A 17,351-nucleotide genomic window follows, 5' to 3' on the forward strand; every position below is an offset into this window, starting at 1 on the left:
CCATGACATCTCTCGATCACGCGGAGCGGCACCGGCCGAGCGTACGGCCGCTGACCGCCGACGACGTCACGTGGGTACGGGAGGTGTTCACCGAGCGCTGGGGCGGGGTGACCTCGGTGAGCCGGGGCGTCGCCCATAACACGACCGCGATCCCCGGCTTCGTGGCCCATCTCGACGCGGACCGGGCGGGAGTGGCCACCTACCGGGTCGGGGGTCGGGAGTGCGAACTCGTCACACTCGACTCCGTACGGGAAGGCGTCGGCGTCGGCACCGCGCTCGTCGACGCGGTGGCCGGGGCCGCACGCGCGGCCGGGGTGGGCCGGCTGTGGCTGGTGACGACCAACGACAACCTGCGGGCGCTGCGCTTCTACCAGCGGTACGGCTTCGACCTCGTAGCCGTGCACCGGGACGCCGTCGCCCGGTCGCGCGCGCTGAAGCCGTCGATTCCCGAGGTCGGCCTGGACGGCATCCCGATCCGTCATGAGCTGGAGCTCGAACTCCCGCTCCACCGGTGAGCCTTAGAGAGGTTCGCGGTACCAGCGGCGGTGCACCCACGGCTCCACCACGAGGACACCGACGGCCGCCGTGACGGCCGCCGCCCAGATGAGCCAGCCCCCGGAGCCGAGGCCGGCGGCCGCCACCGCCACCGCGACCACGGCGGGGCGGACGAGGGTGAGCGGTCCGAGCCCGACCAGGATCACGAACGTGCTCTCGCGCATGGGCAGCAGCCGGTACGCGGCGAGGGAGAGGACCACGACGGCGGCATAGGGCGCGACCACGGCGAGCATCCTCGTCCCCGCGTCGACCAGATCCCGATACTGGTGGCCCTCCCCCGCCGCTCCGGTCAGCGACACGACTGCGGTGGCGGCGAGGCCCGGCGCCGACACGGCCGCGCCCCGCCGGGCCGCCGCAAGGGCGTAGGCCCGTTTGCGGATCCGGGCGTTACGTCCCGTCGCCGCGCGGAATCCGGCGAAGGCCCCGTCGACGACGGCCAGGCCGCCCAGGAGCACGGGCACCGTGACGGCCGGGATCGGCAGCCACGTCACCGGCCGGCCCCTTCCGGACCATCGTCGTGGCCATCCCGAACGCCGCCGGCCCTGACGAGGCCGCGTGCTCGCCGGCCGAGCGCGCGGCGCGCCTCTTCGACCAGCTCGGGTCGCATTCCGACGACGGGCCGCATCGAGGCGCAGAAGGGATTCGTATGGCGGATCGGCTCGAAGAGGAAGACACGCATCCCGGTCGCCCGCGACGCGGCGTCCAGGAGCACTCGGTCGCCGTGCGCCCGCTTCGCCGAGGCGACCCCGTCGTGCCGGCCCAGCGGCTCGCGCATCCGGGCACGATGGAACACCCGTGCCCCGAGCGGAGCCAGGCGGGTCGCCGCGATGTCGTAGTGCACGAACCCGGCGGTGCCCGGCCGATCCTGGGCCTGGAAGAACCCGGCCAGCGACTCGGCGGGGAAGTGGTGCAGGACTCCGCTGGAGATGTAGAGCGTCGCCGGCTCGGTGAGACCGAAGGCGTCGCCGCGGACGAACCGGCAGGTCAGCCCCTCGTCCTTGGCGAGTCTGGCGGCCTCGGCGACGAGGACGGGATTGAAGTCGACCCCGACCAGTTCGACGTCGCCGCCGAGTGCGCCCGACGCGGCCAGCGCCCTGGTCACGTACCCGATGCCGCACCCCACGTCGACGATCCGCGGCGGCCCGGTTCCGGCCCGGCGCGCGGCGGCGACCAGCGGCGCCAGCAGTTCGGCGAACCGCCGCGCCATGTGCAGCTCCTCGCCGAGCCGCTGCAGTTCGGTGTGGACCCGCACGAACAACCGATCCACCGCGGCGGGCTCCAGGAGCTCCCCCGAGGCGGGCATCCGCTCGACGATCCGCACGGCACGCCGGTGCCCCGCCTCGCGCAGCCGCGCGATGACCTCGCGCTTGACGATCGGCGCGCGTTCCCCGGTCACCGGGTCCCATGCGCCGATCAGGTCGGAGATCTCCAGGACCGGCATGGTCAGACCATAAGGGGTGTGTCCGGTGGGTCTTGTTCGCAGCGCGCTCTGGGCGCCGCGCAGCCGGACACAGACCCACCGGACACCGCGGAAGTCCCTTCGGGTCAGGCGCTGGCGCCTCCGTCGACGACGAGGTCGTGGCCGACGGTGAAGCCCGCTTCCGGCGAGGCGAGCCAGAGCACCGCGGCGGCGGCCTCGTCGAGGGTCCCGGCCCTGCCGATCGGGAGTGCGCTCTTGAGGCGTTCGGCGCGGTCGGCCTCGGTCTCGCCGGGCCGCAGGGACATGGACGTCTCGATCGGGCCGGGGCTGATGGCGTTGATGCGGATGCCCTCCCCGATGTACTCCATGGCGGCCGCGCGGGTCAGCGTGCTCACCGCCGCCTTGGACGCGGCGTACGCGCCGAGGAACGGCAGCCGCATGTGCGCTCCGAGGTTGGAGGCGGTGTTGACGATGACGCCGCCGCCGTTGGCGCGCATGTGGGCGATCTCGTGCCGCATGCAGAGGAAGACGCCGGTCACGTTGATGGAGAGCTGGCGGTCCCAGGCGGACTCGTCCAGGTCGGCGAGCGGGCCGGCCTCGAGGACGCCCGCGTTGTTGAACGCGATGTGCAGGCCGCCGTGGCGTTCGACGGTGGTCGTGACGAGCCGGGCGACGTCCTCGGAGGAGGACACGTCGGCCGGCATCGCGCTCGCCCGGCCGCCTTCGGCCTCGATCAGCGTCACGGTCTCGTCGAGCGGCTCGGCCTGGCGCCCGGCGACCACCACGGTCGCGCCCTCCCGGGCGAACGCGAGCGCGGTCGCACGGCCGATGCCGGACCCTCCGCCGGTGATGAGGGCCACCTTGCCGGTGAAACGAACGGACATTCCGTGTTCTCCTTTGCTTACTCGGCACGGCGCGGGAGCGCCGCGTAGACCGCGGTGGTCAGCAGGGCGACGGCGGCGACGCGCAGCGCGTACGCGTAGCCGCTCGCCGGGTCGGGCGAGTGGGCCGTGGCGACGGAGACGAGCACCGTCAGGCCGATGGGCGGGCCGATCTCCATCGCCGTGTTCACCAGGCCGCCCGCCAGGCCGGTCTGGTCGTCGCGCACGTCGTGCATCGCGGCGAGCAGGGCGGCGGAGAACGTCGTCCCGGCCCCGAAGGGGAAGACGATCAGCCCGGCGTACGGCACGTCGAGGAGGCTGAGCAGGACGAGACCGGCGGCGGCCGTGGCGAGTCCCAGCGCCAGGGTGCGGCGGGCGCCGAGGGAGGCGACGAGCCGTCCGGCGACGGGACCGGAGGCGAGGAGGGCCGGGGCGGGCAGCAGGAAGACGGCCGACGTCCGCAGCGGCGACAGGCCGCGTACCTGCTGCAGGTGGAGGGAGAGCATGAAGAACGCCGTGGCCATGGACGCCGCGCAGAGCGTGACGGCGAGCACCGGCAGCAGGCGCCCGCGCAGGAACGGCAAGGGCATCAGCGGTGCCGGTGACCGCCGCTCGGCCAGCGCGAACAGCGCGAGGAGCACGACGCCCGCCAGGACCGACCTGCCGGAGCGCTCCAGCCCGTAGATCATCGCGCCGAGACCGGCGGTCACCAATATGGCGCCGGGCCAGTCGATTCGCCGCTCGGCCGGCGCACGATCGGCCGGGAACAGGCTCCAGGCCGCGCCCACCGCGACGGCCGAGACCGCGACCGGGACGGCGAACACCCACCGCCAGGGCACCCAGGTGATCACCACGCCGGACAGCACGGTCCCGGCGGTGGCGCCGGCGCTGCTCAGCACACCCCAGACCGCCATGGCCCGCGTTCGGTGCCGGGGCTCGGGGAAGACCGTACCGACCAGGGCCAGCGCCGCCGGCGCCGTCAGCGCCGCGCCGATCCCCTGGGCGAACCGGGCGAGGAGCAGCAGGCCCGTCCAGGGGGCCAGGCCGGCGGCGGCCGAGGCGAGGCCGAACATCGCCGTTCCCATGACGAAGACCCTTCGGCGTCCCCAGACGTCCGCGAGTCGCCCGCCCAGGAGCAACAGGCCTCCGAACGCCAGGCCGTAGGAGGACATGACCAGCACCATCGCCGCGTCGTCCAGGCGCAGGTCCCGCCGGATGGCGGGCAACGCCACGGTGATCACAGTGATCGTCGCGATCAGCGTGACCTGCACGGCCCCGAGCATCGTGAAGGCAAGCGTTGATCTTTTCAGATCGTTCGTTCTGTTTTCGGGGCGGATGTTCAGCAACTGCTGAGCTCTCGACACTCTGCGGACCCTAGCGATATCTAGATCGATCGGTCAAATATCGCGCGATATCCGTCGTCCGACGCCCCGAGGGAAATCGGATGGCGCACGCTCTGGGCGTCATGGGACGATCCGCCGATGCCCGAGAACACGCGCGAACGCCGCATGGCCGCGTTGCGAGCCTGCGACCGGATCCTCTCCGGTACGCGCCCCGCGACCATGCGGGAGCGGCTCGCCGACATGGAGACGGCCGGGGATCTGGACGCTCTGCCCGACTTCTACGGCGGCGGCCCGGTGGCCACGCTGGAAGAGCGCGTCGCCGAGCTCCTGGGCACCGAGGCCTCCGTCTTCTTCCCCACCGGAACGATGGCCCAGCAGGTGGCGCTGCGGTACGGCGCGGACCGCAGCGGGAACCCGACGGTCGCCCTCCATCCGCTCGGCCATCAGGAGATGTACGAACGGCACGCGTACTCGTGGTTGAGCGGGTTGCGCGGCGTCTGGCCGACGACCGAGCACCGCAACCCCACGGCCGAGGAGATCACCGCGCTCGCCGAGCCCGTGAGCACCGTCGTGTTCGAGCTCCCGCTCCGCGACGCCGGGTTCGTCCTCCCCACCTGGGACGAGCTGACGGCCGCGGCGGCGTCCGCGCGCGGCGCCGGCGCGCGGGTGCACTTCGACGGCGCCCGGATCTGGGAGTCCGCACCGTACCTCGGGCACTCCATCGCGGAGATCGCCGGTCTCGCCGACAGCACGTACGTCTCCTTCTACAAGACGCTCGGCGGCATCAGCGGGGCGGCGCTCGCGGGAGTCCGGGACCTCGCCTCGTACGCCCAGGTCTGGCGGCACCGCCACGGCGGTCAGGTCTTCCAGCAGTGGCCCGCCGCCCTCACCGCGCTCGCCGGCCTCGACCGCGAGCTGCCGCGCATCCCGGAGTACGTGCGGCACGCGCGGACGGTGGCCGCCGCCCTCGCCGCACTGCCCGGCGCGCGGGTGTTCCCGGAGCCGCCGCACACACACCGGTTCCGTCTGTGGCTGCCCCATCCGGCCCAGGCGTTGAACGACGCGGCGCTGGCGCTCGCCGAGGAGGACAAGGTCTGGTTCGCCGCCGGGTGGCAGGACACGGAGGTCCCCGGGCTGGCCATGACCGAGATCACCGTGGCGGCGCCCGCTCTCGACTGGACGGCCGCGGACGTCGCCGACGTCGGCGCGCGCTTCATCGAACGCGCCACCGGCCGCTGAACCCCTCGCCACCGAGGGTGACGGGCTGACGTGATCTTTGCCGGTGGGCCCCGGCGCAGATTTCTCGCTTGACCTCGGTTTACGGTCGCATGGATGACGGGTACTCACAGTAACGAGATCGCAACGCCACGTGATGGGAACTCTGGGGAACTCCGGGCCCCACCCATCGTCTGCGATTCGAGGAGGGCCGGCATGACCGTACGACACCGGCGGGTGATTTCCCCCCACCCGTTCAGTGCGAGAGCGTGCGGCGCCCGGCCCTCCAAGTCCTCCGGCGCGGGTGCCGTACGCCCCCACGGCATCGGCGTCGAACCGGCCGGGCCGGCGGTGTTCCCGAGTTTCACCGTCGGCCCGGCACCCCATCGCCCGGCACGGCACGCGCGAAAGGAGCATGGATGACCTGACGCCTGAAACCCTCTCGACTTGAAACGGTCCCACTGGCCCGCGGCGAACCATACGACGCCGCGGGCCAGTGCCGTGTCAGAGTTTCATCCGCCAGGTCTGCTCTTTCGCATCGGGCCCGAAGCCGTCGTACGGCTCCTCCTCGGCCAGTTCGAAACCGGCGCGCTCATAGACGCGGCGGGCGTCCGTCAGGATGTCGTGGGTCCACAGGACCATCTCGTCGTACCCCGACCGGCGGGCGAACCTGACGCACTCCTCGACGAGCCGGCGGCCCACACCATGACCGCGCGCGGACGGCTCGACCAGGAGGAGGCGCAGGCGCGCGACCCGCTCGCTCTCCCGCACGCAGAAGATCGATCCGACCGGCTCGCCGTCGATCTCCGCGATCCACGCGTCGTCGCCGGGCCCGTGATGCTCGGCGTACTCGGCGACGACGCGGGCGACGAGCGTCTCGAAGGACGCGTTGAAGCCGTACTCCGCGGCGTACAGGGCGCCGTGGCGCTGGATCACCCAGCCGAGGTCGCCGGGGCCGAGCGGCCTCAGCACGAACGACGCGGACCGCGGGTGCTCCCCCAGCAGTCCCTCGATCACGCCCATCGCGCCCACCAGCCGGCGCTGGTCCTCTTCGGTGAGCCCGGACAGGATCCGCTCGATCTGGGCCGTCGACCGGGCGTCCAGGTCCTGGAACACGTCGCGGCCGCGCTCGGTCAGCCGGGCCAGCTGCCGCCGTGAGTCGCCCTCGGCGCGCCCGCGGACGATCAGCCCGTCGGCCTCGAAGCGGGAGAGCATGCGGCTGAGGTAGCCGGCGTCCAGGTCGAGGGACCGGCGCAGGTCGGCGACCTCGCAGGCGTCACGACGGGCGAGTTCGAAGATGACCCTCCCCTCGGTGAGCGAGTACGACGTCTCGAGCAGCCACTCGTTCAGCACGCCGATGACGGAGGTGTAGAAGCGATTGAACGCGCGGACGGCGGTGACGCGATCCGACGGCACTGCGGTTTTCATTGACCACCTCAACGTTTAAGTTGACGCAGTCAAAGATAGTCCCGCGGACCCGCCCGGTCCAGACAGTGATCGAAAAAGCTCAGACCCCGGCGGCGTCCGCGCGCCGCGCCGGGGCGGTCTGCTCACGCAGCTCGGCCACGACCCGCCGCTCGACGTAGAAGGCCAGGAAGGGGATGATCCCGGCCAGCACGATCACCACCATCTTGCTCAAGGGCCAGCGGACCCGGCGGTAGAGGTCGAAGGTGGCCAGCAGGTAGAGCGGGTAGCACACCATCCCGTGCGGGATGCCGACGGCGGTCGACAGGACCCCGTTGTGCGCGAAGAACTTCAGCGGCACCGCGATGAAGCACAGCACGATCAGCAGTACGCCGGTCACGTACGCCATGACGCGATAGCGGGTCACCGCTCCTTGCACGGGTCGTCCCTCCGTGAAGCCCGCGCCGTCAGCGCGGCGCCTCGTCGTTCAGCCGGGCGAGGCGGCGGTTGTAGGCCGCCAGCTCCTCGTCATCCCCATAGTCGATGTCATCGATCCGGCGCGACGGCGCGGCCCCCGGCGGGGTGACCGTGCCCGGGTCGGCGTTCGTCTCGCCGCGCAGCTCGTCCCGCACCATGCGCACCCACATCGCGACCACGAAGATCGCGAACATCGGCCACTCGATGACGTACGCCCAGCTCTGCAGGTTGCCGCCCTGGGCACGCGTCAGCTGCCACCAGCCGGCCAGCATGAAAACCCCGATCAGCACGATGGCGATCAGGTGGAGTCCGAGCCAGCCGGGCCGAAAGAACTGTCGCACGCATTGAGCGTACCCGCCCCCGCGGCGAGGCCCTCCCCGGGTCCGCCTTGGCTCCGCCGCGGCGGGGTCACCCGGCACAAGGCCGACCCCGTACGTGCGGAGACGCATGGCCACCCGGGGCGGTGTGGTCGCACCCGTGACGGGCCGAGGCGCGAGATCATGGCCACCCGGGGCGGAGTCACCCGTCATGAGGCCGCACCCGTGACGAGCGGAGACGCGAGATCGTCGGCGGGGCGTCACATGGCGCGGGGTCGGCCCGTGTAGATGGCGCGCGGGCGCAGCGGCGTGCCCCGGGCGTACTCCTCCAGAGCGTGCGCGAGCCAACCGGCCGTACGGGCGACCGCGAAGATCGCCTCTCCCGCTCCGCGCCCCATCCCGGTCACGGCGCCGAGCGTCGCGAGCGCGAAGTCGACGTTCACCCCGGGGAGCCCGCGACCGCGCGCCTCCGCCAGCACCGCCTCGGCGGCCGCGAGCCGCTCGTGGCCCGGCGCGGCGTCCCGGACCAGGCCGAACAGGCATCCGGCGCGGCCGTCCCGGAGCCGGTAGACGCGATGCCCGAATCCCGGGACGCCCTCGCCTCGGCGCAGCCGCTCGCCGATGACCCGCGCCGCCCGCTCGGGTGTGGAGATCTCGGCGAGGAGCGCCTCCGCCCCGAGCGAGGCGCCACCGTGCAGGCCTCCTCCCGCCGCCCCGAGCCCGGCGGTCACGACGGCGTACGGGTCGGCGCGCACCGACGCGGCGACGCGGGCCGCGAGCGCGGACGCGGCCAGTTCGTGGTCGGCGAGCAGCACGAGGGCGGCGTTCAGCGCGCGCACCGCCGCGGGCCGCGGCTCCTGAGGAGTGAGGCGCGTCCACAGGCGCGCCGCGATCGACGCCCCGTCCGGCGGATCGGCCTCGCCACGGGCGGCGGGCAGGGACTCCACCATTCCGGCGATGAGCCGCCGGCCCAGGGCGACGACGGCGGGAGCGTCGAAGACGAGGCGCACCGGATCGGCAGCCGCCAGCGCCGTCGTGATCACCTGCAGCCGGTCCAGCGGCAGGGTCTCTCCCGGCAGACCGGACTGGGCCGCCCGCGCGACCGCGACCGCCTGCGGACTCGCCCGCCACGCGTCGCCACCCACCTGCGAGCTCGGCTGCCAGGCGTCGCCGCCTGCCTGCGGACTCGGCTGCCAGGCATCGCGGCCCGCCTGCGGACCCGACAGCGAGGCGTCGCCACCCGCCTGCGGACCCGACTGCCAGGCGTCGCCGCCCGCCTGCGGACCCGACAGCGAGGCGTCGCCACCCGCCTGCGGACTTGGCCGACTCGCGTCATCGCGCGCCGACGAGGGCTCAGCGGCCCACAGCCACTCGGCGACGGCCTCGAAGTCGTCCGAACCGGCGAGGGTGAGAGCGTCGCGCCCCCGGTAGTACGGGCGGTCGTCGCCCAGCGCGGTGACGCGCGACTCGATGACCAGCTCGCTCGCGCCGGGCGGCCGCCGTGGCCGTCCTCTGCGGGCCAGTTCCTCTATCTCGGCCGGGTCGAAGAGACTGCGCCGCCCGTCCGGCGCGCGCCGCCGCCTCAGCACTCCACGGCTGACATAGGCGTACAAGGTGGCCGGCTTGACCCCCAGCCGTTCCGCCGCCCGGGCCGCGTCGATCCACTCACCCGCCGTCTCCTCCACGACCGCCACCGTAGTTGACGAAGCATCAACATTGATCGAACGCGGCGCCGGGCGGCGCTCCGAACGACCACGATGTCGGATTCTCGCGAGCGTCGGCCCCTGGCGATTGGTAAGAAGGAGGGGTGGATGTCGCGATCGGAACTCTGGAGACGCCGCTGGGACGGCTGGCCTTCGCCTGCACCGCCGAAGGTCTGAGCGGGCTGTCCTTCCGGGACACGCCCCGCGCCCGGGCCCGGCTGAGGGCCGGGCTCCCCCTGGTCGACGCACCGGCGCGCACCGAACCGGTGCGCGACCAGCTGGCCGCCTACTTCACGGGCGAGCTCCGGGCCTTCGACCTGCCGATCGACTGGCGCCACACGTCCGGCGCCCAGCGCGAGGTCCTGGAGAAGCTGTACGCCGGCGTGCTGTACGGGGAGACGGTGACGTACGGCGGGCTGGCCGACCTCAGCGGCACGGGCGTGCCCGCGCGGGCCATCGGCTCGATCATGGGATCCAACCCGATCCCGATCGTCGTTCCCTGCCACCGGGTGGTGGCCACCGACGGCCTCGGCGGATACAGCGGCGGCTCCGGCGTCGAGGTCAAGCGCTGGCTCCTCACCATGGAAGGCGCCATCCCCGCCACCTTGGACTGGGATCCCACCGCCGGACCGCTGTCCTAGACGACGAAGAGTCGCGTCTCGATTACGTTGAGCTGAGATTCGCGTGCACGACCTCACCCTGTGGTTGGAGCGGGCGGTCGGCTGATCGGTCCGTGCCGCCCTGGAGCTATCGCTCCTGCCGCAGCGTGTCGTAGATGACGCCGGTGCGTTGCTCGGAGACCTCCCAGAGACGGCGGCCGAGTTCGGGATCGTCGGCCTTGCGCCGCGTCGGTACGCGGCGCGGGGCTCCCCTGCTCTGACCCGGCCCGCGGGGGCCGTAGCACTGTCCGCCGCGCACCTCCGGAGCGGTCGCCGCGTACAGGATGGGCTGGGCGCCCGCGGCGTCGGACTGGGCGACGACCGTGTTGGCCAGACCGTTGAGGACCTCTCCTATCCGGCTGCCGCTCATGCGGGGCCCGGCCTGCTGCAGGTTGGTCGCGGCGTATCCGGGGTGGGCCGCGACGCTGGTCAGGCGCCCCTGGGCGCGGCGGTCGAGCTCCTTGGCGAAGACCAGGTTGGCGAGCTTGGACTGGCAGTAGGCCGCCCACTTCCCGTACCGGCTCTCGCCGTCGAGGTTGTCGAAGTCGAGGCTTCCGAGCCAGTGCATCATGCTCGTGACCGTGACGACCCGCGCGCCGGGGCGGTCGAGCAGGGCGGGCAGCAGCAGGCCGGTGAGGGCGAAGTGGCCCAGATGGTTGGTGCCGAACTGCAACTCGAACCCGTCGGCGGTGGTCCGGCGCGGCAGCGCCATCACCCCGGCGTTGTTGACGAGCAGGTCGAGCCCGGTCGTACCGTGCTCCGCGGCGAAGGCCCCCACCGAGGCCAGGTCCGCCAGGTCGAGGGAGCCGAGGGCCACGTCGCACCCGGGTGCGGCCGCCCGGATCCGGTCCAGAGCCGCGCGACCGCGTTCGGCGCTTCGGCAGGCGAGCACCACGGTGGCGCCGTGGCGGGCCAGCTCGAGCGCGGTGCACAGGCCGAGGCCGCTGTTGGCGCCGGTGACGACGGCTCGTTTCCCGGCGAGGTCGGGGATCTCACCGGTCGTCCACTTGGCCATGTCCGCCACCTCCATTGGCGGACCATACTAGAACGCGTTTCGGTTTCGGGGATCTTCCGGGGATGCTGAACCGACGTCCGTTTGACGGGGGCCGACCCGGTCGATAATCGGATCATGTCGTCGCAGGTCATCGTCCCGCATCGGCCCGGCCCGCTCGTCGACGCGCCGGCGGTGGAGGACCGCCGTCTACCGGCCGAAGAAGCGGAGACGGGGATGGGGGTCCCCGAGGTGGTACTCGCCGCAGGCGGTGCCGCGCTACTCGCCGCGGTCGTCGTCGCCCACCTGCCCGTCTGGCTGACCGTCGTGGCGGTCGCCTGTCTCGCGCTCGGACTGGTGCTGCCCACGCAGGCGGCGGTGCTGCGCGTGATGCGCCGTCGCGCTCTCCGGCGGCACGCCAAGGCGCTTCACCGCGGTGAGCCGCTCGAGGTGTCCCATCCCGCGGTGCGCCGTCTCGTCACCGCGTACGAGCGGCTGCGCCGCACCACCGGACCCGGGATCGCGCTGGACGCCGGTCACCTCGCGCTGGTGGAGGTGGCCACTCTCCTGCACGGCCGCCCACCGCGAGACGAGGAGGTCGACTACGTCGCCCGCCGCGCCGAGGCGGTCTCCGCGCTGGCCGATCGCCTCGCCGACGGGCCGGTGCCGCCCGTGGAGCTCGCCGGCCCGGACTCGGTCGCGCGGATCGAAGCACTCCTGGCCTGACACGGCCCGCCTACCGGACCGCCAGGTGGACGGCCTCCTCCGGGGTCGCGGCACGCCGGATCCCGGGCAGCGGCTCGCCGCGTTCGTCGAGCACCTGCCAGCCGCCGAGCTGCACGACGGGAACGTCGCCGCGCCGCTTGGCCAGGGCCAGCTCCGAGAGGGTCCCCCACGAACCGCCGATGACGATGACGGCGTCGGCGGAGGCGATGAGGACGGCGTTGCGCGCCTCGCCCATGCCGGTGGCGATGGCCGCGCTCAGCCCCGGAGCGGCGCCCTCACGGTCGGCGCGGGACAGGACGCCGACCGCCATGCCACCGGCGGAACGGGCGCCCTCGGCGACCGCCGCCATGACGCCGGAGTATCCGCCGCACAGCACGACCGCGGCGCGCGCGGCCAGCAGCCTGCCGACCTCATGCGCCGCGTCGCGCTCCGCGTCGGTGCAGTCGCTGGGACCGCACACCGCCACCTGGATCAGGGCAGGTTTCTCTCGATCGCCTCGACGAGCTCGTCGGTGTCCGGCTCGGTGCGCGGGTCGAACCGCGCCACGACCGTGCCGTCCCGACCGATCAGGAACTTCTCGAAGTTCCACCGGATGTCGCCGGTGTAGCCGGTGGCGTCCGGGACGCCGACCAGCTGGGCGTACAGCGGATGCCGGTCGTCGCCGTTGACGTCGACCTTCTCGGTGAGCGGGAAGTCGACGCCGTACGTCGTCGAGCAGAACTCGGCGATCTCCTCCGACGTGCCGGGCTCTTGGCCGGCGAACTGGTTGCAGGGCACGCCCAGCACGGTGAACTCGCGGTCGGCGTAGGTCTCCTGGAGCTTCTGCAGTCCCTCGTACTGTGGGGTGAGACCGCACTTGGAGGCGACGTTCACGAGGAGCACGGTCTTGCCGCGGTACTGGCCGAGGTCGGCGGGCCCGCCCTGAAGGCGCTGGATGTCCACATCATAGATCGACACAATGGGAATCCTAGTCTGGGTGCATGGGCGACATCCTGGTCGGCACCGCGTCGTGGACGGACAAGACCCTGCTCGAGACCGACTGGTACCCGCCGGACGTCAAGACCGCCGAGGAACGCCTGAAGTTCTACGCGTCGCGATTTCCGCTGGTCGAGGTCGACTCGACGTACTACTCCCCGCCCGCCGAGCGGACCGTCGGCTACTGGCGTGACCGCACCCGACCGGGCTTCACGTTCAACGTCAAGGCGTTCTCCCTGCTCACCCAGCACCCCACCCGGCCGGCCGCGCTGTACAAGGAGCTGCGGGAGCGGGTGCCGGACAAGAAGACGCTGTACCTGCGGGACGTCCCCGACGACGTCGCGGAGGAGGTCTGGCAGCGGTTCCTCGAGTCGCTGTGGCCGTTGCACGAGGCGGGCCGGCTCGGCGCCCTGCTGTTCCAGTTCCCGCAGTGGTTCCCGATCGGGCGGGCGAACAAGGAGTACATCCTGCGGGCCAAACGGCGGTGCGAGCCGATGCGCGTCTGCGTGGAGTTCCGGAACCACACCTGGATGAGCGAGGACAACCGCGAGGAGACCCTCGACTTCCTGCGCAGGTACGACGTGCCGTACGTCAGCGTGGATATGCCGCAGGGGCACGCGAGTTCGATCCCGCCGGTGCTGGCCGCGACGTCCGGCCTGGCGGTCGTGCGGTTCCACGGCCACTCCGACAAGTGGACCAGCAAGAACATCTATGAGCGGTTCGGCTACCTGTACGAGGAGCGGGAGCTGAAGGAGTGGGCGCCCCGGCTGCGGAGGCTCGCCGAGGACGCCGACACGACGCACGTGCTTCTCAATAATTGCTATCGGGACTACGCGCAGCGCAACGCGGCCCGGTTGGCCGCGCTGCTCGCCCCGTCCGTGTGAGCGTGCGCTACCTGTTCGGCAGGTCGCTGACGAAGGTCGACAGCGAGTTCGCCGCGCCGCTGACGCCGGTCAGTGCTCCGTGTACGACGTTCGCCGCGTTGTGCGGGCGGCTGATCAGGTAGAACGCCAGGAACGCCAGGCCCCCCCATTTGAAGGTCTTCTTCATCGCGAGTCACTCCCCGTATCGCGTGAGATACATGGAGTAACTTCCCAGTTATGGCGGCGACCAGCAGGGACTCCCCGCAAAGCGGTGACCTGAAACGGCAAAAGTTTCCGAAGGGGCTGCCGCGCCGGGAGGTGAACCGGGAGCCCGGCTTCCGGGCTCCCGGCGGGCTCACCGGGTGCCGAAGCTCCGCGGGACCGGCTGGTCCTCGCGCAGGTCGCGGAAGAGCGTCCCGGCGCGCTGGGTGTCCCAGGTGATGTACTCCCCGGCGCTGGGCGACGAGCCGGTGCCGCCGACCGGGACCGTCGTGGTCAGGCCGTCGCCGCCGGTGATGCCGCGCATCGCCCAGGCGAAGCCCACCAGGTTGTACAAATGGTCGTCCTGGTCGACCGCGAAGTTGTCGGTGGAGCGCAGCGCGAACGGGATGATGCGGAAGGGGTTCAGCAGCACGCCGGGGCTGGTGGACTTGTGCACCAGGGCGGAGAGGAACTTCCGCTGGTTCTCGACCCGCTGCAGGTCGGCGCGGGCGAAGGCGCGGCTGCGGACGAAGCCGAGGGCCTGCCCGCCCTTGAGCGTCTGGCAGCCCGGTTTGAGGTCGATGCCGGCCTTGTGGTCCTTCATCTCCTCGGGGATGCACATCTTCACGCCGCCGACCGCGTCGGTCATGCCGACGAACCCGGCGAAGCCGATCTCCGCGTAGTGGTCGATGTGAATCTTCGTCGCCTGCTCGACGGTGCGGACGAGCAGCTTCGGGCCGCCGAAGGCGAAGGCCGCGTTCAGCTTGTTCGACCCGTGGCCGGGGATCGGGAGGTACGAGTCGCGGGGCAGGCTGACCAGCGTCGGGCCGTGGTCGCCGATGTGCAGCAGCATCATCGTGTCGGTCCGCCGGCCCGCGGCCTTGCCGGTCTTGAACTCGCTGCGTTGCGACGCCGACAGGCCCTCGCGGCTGTCGGAACCGACGATCAGCCAGTTGGTCCCCGGCGTGTCCCCCGGCCGCCCGGCGTAGTCCTCGAAGACGTCGATGCGGTGCAGCCGCGAGTCCAGGTAGAAGTAGACGCCCACGAGCAGCAGCAGGAGGACGAGGAAAGCGATCAGCAGGCGCCGTCCCCAGCGGCGCCGCCGCCGCGGCGCCACGTCATGGTCGTACGATCCCGGCGTGTCGGCGTACGCTGGCGCGCCGACCCGTCCGTGCTCCGGCCGATTACTCATGGTCACCTACCGTAGGGGTAAGAAACCGGTGCTCGCGTCACCTTTGCGGATGATTCACCCGATCCGGATCATCATTCTCCGGAGTGCGGTTCAACCTTTTCGCGTCCTCACGCTGTCTGAGGTCGTGTGAACGCGGAAGCCGAAGAGCAGTTCCGGGAGTTCGTCACCGCGCGGTGGCACGCCCTCCTGCGGACGGCGTACCTACTGACGGGCGACCACGGGCAGGCCGAGGATCTGGTGCAGACGGCCCTGGTCCGGACGCACCGGCACTGGACGCGCATCCGGCGGTCGGACGCCCCCGAGGTCTACGTGCGGCGCATCCTGGTCAACCTCAACAACAGCCGATGGCGCCGGAAGAGAGTCGCCGAACACCTGACGGACGTCCTGCCCGAGCCACCCTCACCCGACCCGCACGCCGCCTACGACGTGCGGGACGAGCTGTGGTCGGCGGTCCTGACCCTGCCGCCGCGGATGCGCTCCATCCTCGTCCTGCGCTACTTCGAGGACCTGCCCGAGGCGGAGGTGGCCCGCGTCCTGGACTGCTCGCTCGGCACCGTGAAGAGCCAGACCTCGCGCGGCCTGGACCGGCTGCGCGTCGCGTTGAAGCCCGAACCCGAGACCGCCCGGAGGGACCGATGAGCCCGAACCTCGAAGACGAACTGCGGGCGACCTTCTCGGCCCGGGCCGAGAGCGTCCCCACCGGCCCCGCCCCCTATCCGGCCACCGCGCGTCGCATCGTCCGCGACCGGCGGCGCCGCCGGGCCGTCGTCGCCGGAGCACTGATGGTGAGCGCGCTCCTGGCGGTCGGCGTGCCCGCGGGGCTGAACCACCTGGGCGACCGCGTCGGCGCGATGTCGCCACGGCACGCCGACGCCCTGCGCTGGCCACTGCGCGGTTCGCTCGCCGGCGACAAGGCGTTCCTGGGAGCGCTGCGCGAGGACGCGCTGCGCCGTCACCCCCACAGCGACATGGTGCACGTTCTCTATGCGCACGACGACGGGCGGCGCCGTGTCGCGGTGGTCGTCACCGTACGCGGGCGGTCGGCGCGGGGCGACGTGCTGTACGGCCCCTCCGGAGCAGCGCCACGCGCATTGAAGGAGGACAACCTCTTCGCCGACGACAGCGTCCCCTTGGACCCGGAACCGATCATCTGGTTCGCGGGCGGCACCGGCCCGCTCCTGCTCCTCGGCCCGCCGACCATGACGGAGGTCAAGGTGTCCCCGGCCATCGCCCACCGCAAGGACGGCACCCCGTACCGCGTCGTGCGCACGATCCCGGCCGACCAGGGCGCCGTGCTCACCGACGTCCCCGGCGCGCAGCCCGCACAGGTCAGCGTCAAGTTCCGCATCGACGGCCGGTACGGCGACGCGCAGGACGTGCCGTACACCATGACCGCGGAGAACGCCCCGGGCTACTGGCCCGCGGTCGGCAAGGCCGCCGCGCAGGCGGCCGGTCACGTCGACGCGGAGCAGGCCCGCGGGCTGCTGGACGGCACGGCCGGCTACTTCGGGCTGCCCGGCGACCGGCTCGGCTACCGGTTGTGGTGGGGAGCCCGGCTGCCCGGCGGCGTCGACGTCCTCGTCGCGACCATCCGGCTCCCGTCCGGACCGGAGATCCGCGTCGTCCAGGACACCTACACCTACAAGGACGGCAGCGTCAGCCAGGATCGGAGCGCGGTACAGGTGCGCGACGCCGCCGACGCCCAGCGCCCGATCGGCTGGACCGTGGCCGCGGACCCGACCTTCCCGGAGGACCAGCAGCGGGCGCTCGGCGCGGTGTACGTACCAGGCAGGTCGGGGGCACGCGTGGAGCTGTGGAGCGACGGCACGATGCTGACGGCGGGGCGGACCGACGCCACCGGGCTCGCGACGTTCCAGGTGGGGATCGCGGCGGACCGGCTGCGCACCTGCGAGTACCACGTGCTCGACGACAAGGGGAAGATCGTCGCCCGTGGCGGCCTCGGCCTTCCGCCCCTGGAGACCGCGCTCGGCCGCGACGCGAAATGGTGACCGCCGCCCGCCCCACCGGCTGCCTCCGGAGACCGGCGGGGCGGGCGGCGGCGGGGCGTGGTCGAATAGGGGCATGGTGGAGGACCTGGAGACGCTGTCGTCCAAGGAGCTGCACGACCGGGCCGTCGAGCGCGCGGTGCGCCATGTCGACGTCGGGTTCCTGTGGCGGCTGCTGAGGGCGATCCCCGCCGCCGAGGCGGCCTCCGGGCACCCGGACCAGGCGGAGGCCGACATCTCCCATCTGTCGGCGATGCTCAACGAGCTGGTCCACGCGGGTGAGAGCGACGTCGCCGAGGCGCTGCGCCCCCTCTATCTCGACTATCTCCGTCGATCCGACGCCTAAGAGCCCGCGTGGAATGGACTGCCGGGCTCGCCGCGCCCATTCCACGCGGGCTCTAAGCCGCGCCCTCTGGCCGAATC

Annotated in this window: 21 protein-coding genes; 8 read left to right on the forward strand and 13 right to left on the reverse strand. The window is 72.2% G+C overall.

What is annotated here, in order from left to right; translation table 11 throughout:
• Positions 1 to 2: 2 nt before the first annotated feature.
• The gene (locus tag ACQP2O_RS37360) at positions 3 to 515 is read left to right on the forward strand and encodes a GNAT family N-acetyltransferase (protein WP_433173551.1); all 513 of its coding nucleotides are present in this window, start codon (positions 3 to 5) and stop codon (positions 513 to 515) included.
• Positions 516 to 518: 3 nt separating this feature from the next.
• On the opposite strand, the gene ACQP2O_RS37365 is transcribed toward ACQP2O_RS37360, so the two are convergent.
• The 4 genes from ACQP2O_RS37365 to ACQP2O_RS37380 form a co-directional block, all read right to left on the reverse strand.
• Complete coding sequence (locus ACQP2O_RS37365) at positions 519 to 1,046, reverse strand: hypothetical protein (RefSeq protein ID WP_433173553.1); 528 nt, start codon at positions 1,044 to 1,046, stop codon at positions 519 to 521.
• Positions 1,043 to 1,996, reverse strand: coding sequence for a class I SAM-dependent methyltransferase (locus tag ACQP2O_RS37370; protein WP_433173555.1), 954 nt, complete (start codon positions 1,994 to 1,996; stop codon positions 1,043 to 1,045). The genes ACQP2O_RS37365 and ACQP2O_RS37370 overlap by 4 nt, the downstream gene beginning before the upstream one ends.
• A 104-nt stretch (positions 1,997 to 2,100) precedes the next feature.
• The gene (locus ACQP2O_RS37375; protein ID WP_433173557.1) at positions 2,101 to 2,859 is read right to left on the reverse strand and encodes an SDR family NAD(P)-dependent oxidoreductase; all 759 of its coding nucleotides are present in this window, start codon (positions 2,857 to 2,859) and stop codon (positions 2,101 to 2,103) included.
• 17 nt (positions 2,860 to 2,876) lie between these two features.
• On the reverse strand, positions 2,877 to 4,127 hold the full coding sequence (locus ACQP2O_RS37380; protein WP_433173559.1) for an MFS transporter: 1,251 nt from the start codon (positions 4,125 to 4,127) through the stop codon (positions 2,877 to 2,879).
• A 210-nt stretch (positions 4,128 to 4,337) separates the two neighbouring features.
• Between ACQP2O_RS37380 and ACQP2O_RS37385 the strand changes: the two genes are divergently transcribed.
• The gene (locus tag ACQP2O_RS37385; protein ID WP_433173561.1) at positions 4,338 to 5,438 is read left to right on the forward strand and encodes a threonine aldolase family protein; all 1,101 of its coding nucleotides are present in this window, start codon (positions 4,338 to 4,340) and stop codon (positions 5,436 to 5,438) included.
• Positions 5,439 to 5,918: 480 nt separating this feature from the next.
• Here the strand turns inward: ACQP2O_RS37385 and ACQP2O_RS37390 are convergent, their stop codons facing one another.
• The 4 genes from ACQP2O_RS37390 to ACQP2O_RS37405 form a co-directional block, all read right to left on the reverse strand.
• Positions 5,919 to 6,842: a bifunctional helix-turn-helix transcriptional regulator/GNAT family N-acetyltransferase gene (locus tag ACQP2O_RS37390; RefSeq protein ID WP_433173563.1), complete on the reverse strand. Its 924-nt coding sequence runs from the start codon at positions 6,840 to 6,842 to the stop codon at positions 5,919 to 5,921.
• A gap of 79 nt (positions 6,843 to 6,921) precedes the next feature.
• Positions 6,922 to 7,245 carry a DUF3817 domain-containing protein gene (locus ACQP2O_RS37395; protein WP_360895117.1) on the reverse strand — a complete coding sequence of 108 codons (324 nt, stop codon included), beginning with the start codon at positions 7,243 to 7,245 and terminating at the stop codon, positions 6,922 to 6,924.
• Between the two features lie 40 nt (positions 7,246 to 7,285).
• Entirely contained in the window at positions 7,286 to 7,636 is a 351-nt protein-coding gene (locus ACQP2O_RS37400; protein ID WP_433173566.1) for a hypothetical protein, read from the reverse strand.
• A 236-nt stretch (positions 7,637 to 7,872) separates the two neighbouring features.
• On the reverse strand, positions 7,873 to 9,297 hold the full coding sequence (locus ACQP2O_RS37405) for a citrate/2-methylcitrate synthase (protein ID WP_433173568.1): 1,425 nt from the start codon (positions 9,295 to 9,297) through the stop codon (positions 7,873 to 7,875).
• A gap of 122 nt (positions 9,298 to 9,419) precedes the next feature.
• Between ACQP2O_RS37405 and ACQP2O_RS37410 the strand changes: the two genes are divergently transcribed.
• Positions 9,420 to 9,956 carry a methylated-DNA--[protein]-cysteine S-methyltransferase gene (locus ACQP2O_RS37410; RefSeq protein ID WP_433173570.1) on the forward strand — a complete coding sequence of 179 codons (537 nt, stop codon included), beginning with the start codon at positions 9,420 to 9,422 and terminating at the stop codon, positions 9,954 to 9,956.
• A gap of 106 nt (positions 9,957 to 10,062) precedes the next feature.
• On the opposite strand, the gene ACQP2O_RS37415 is transcribed toward ACQP2O_RS37410, so the two are convergent.
• A complete protein-coding gene (locus ACQP2O_RS37415; protein WP_433173572.1) occupies positions 10,063 to 11,004 on the reverse strand; it encodes an oxidoreductase in 942 nt (313 codons plus the stop codon).
• A gap of 99 nt (positions 11,005 to 11,103) precedes the next feature.
• Between ACQP2O_RS37415 and ACQP2O_RS37420 the strand changes: the two genes are divergently transcribed.
• Entirely contained in the window at positions 11,104 to 11,691 is a 588-nt protein-coding gene (locus ACQP2O_RS37420; protein WP_433173574.1) for a hypothetical protein, read from the forward strand.
• Positions 11,692 to 11,701: 10 nt separating this feature from the next.
• Here ACQP2O_RS37420 and ACQP2O_RS37425 read toward each other — a convergent pair whose 3' ends face one another.
• Entirely contained in the window at positions 11,702 to 12,151 is a 450-nt protein-coding gene (locus tag ACQP2O_RS37425; protein WP_433173576.1) for an LOG family protein, read from the reverse strand.
• Between the two features lie 11 nt (positions 12,152 to 12,162).
• Positions 12,163 to 12,648: a glutathione peroxidase gene (locus ACQP2O_RS37430; RefSeq protein WP_433173578.1), complete on the reverse strand. Its 486-nt coding sequence runs from the start codon at positions 12,646 to 12,648 to the stop codon at positions 12,163 to 12,165.
• 23 nt (positions 12,649 to 12,671) lie between these two features.
• On the opposite strand from ACQP2O_RS37430, the gene ACQP2O_RS37435 reads away from it, so the two are divergent.
• A complete protein-coding gene (locus ACQP2O_RS37435) occupies positions 12,672 to 13,550 on the forward strand; it encodes a DUF72 domain-containing protein (protein WP_433173580.1) in 879 nt (292 codons plus the stop codon).
• 7 nt (positions 13,551 to 13,557) lie between these two features.
• Here ACQP2O_RS37435 and ACQP2O_RS37440 read toward each other — a convergent pair whose 3' ends face one another.
• Together ACQP2O_RS37440 and ACQP2O_RS37445 are read right to left on the reverse strand one after the other, a co-directional pair.
• Positions 13,558 to 13,716: a hypothetical protein gene (locus ACQP2O_RS37440; RefSeq protein ID WP_433173582.1), complete on the reverse strand. Its 159-nt coding sequence runs from the start codon at positions 13,714 to 13,716 to the stop codon at positions 13,558 to 13,560.
• A gap of 168 nt (positions 13,717 to 13,884) precedes the next feature.
• A complete protein-coding gene (locus tag ACQP2O_RS37445; protein WP_433173584.1) occupies positions 13,885 to 14,922 on the reverse strand; it encodes an LCP family protein in 1,038 nt (345 codons plus the stop codon).
• A 126-nt stretch (positions 14,923 to 15,048) separates the two neighbouring features.
• Between ACQP2O_RS37445 and ACQP2O_RS37450 the strand changes: the two genes are divergently transcribed.
• The 3 genes from ACQP2O_RS37450 to ACQP2O_RS37460 all read left to right on the forward strand — a co-directional run bounded on the left by ACQP2O_RS37450 (position 15,049) and on the right by ACQP2O_RS37460 (position 17,274).
• Positions 15,049 to 15,561 (forward strand): SigE family RNA polymerase sigma factor, encoded by a 513-nt coding sequence (locus ACQP2O_RS37450; RefSeq protein WP_433173586.1) that lies wholly within the window; start codon positions 15,049 to 15,051, stop codon positions 15,559 to 15,561.
• A complete protein-coding gene (locus ACQP2O_RS37455) occupies positions 15,558 to 16,931 on the forward strand; it encodes a hypothetical protein (RefSeq protein WP_433173588.1) in 1,374 nt (457 codons plus the stop codon). Before ACQP2O_RS37450 ends, ACQP2O_RS37455 begins: the two co-directional genes overlap by 4 nt.
• 73 nt (positions 16,932 to 17,004) lie before the next feature.
• Positions 17,005 to 17,274 (forward strand): hypothetical protein, encoded by a 270-nt coding sequence (locus ACQP2O_RS37460; protein WP_433173590.1) that lies wholly within the window; start codon positions 17,005 to 17,007, stop codon positions 17,272 to 17,274.
• Positions 17,275 to 17,351: the final 77 nt, after the last annotated feature.

This window comes from Actinoallomurus sp. CA-150999 (assembly GCF_050942425.1).
Lineage (GTDB): Bacteria > Actinomycetota > Actinomycetes > Streptosporangiales > Streptosporangiaceae > Actinoallomurus.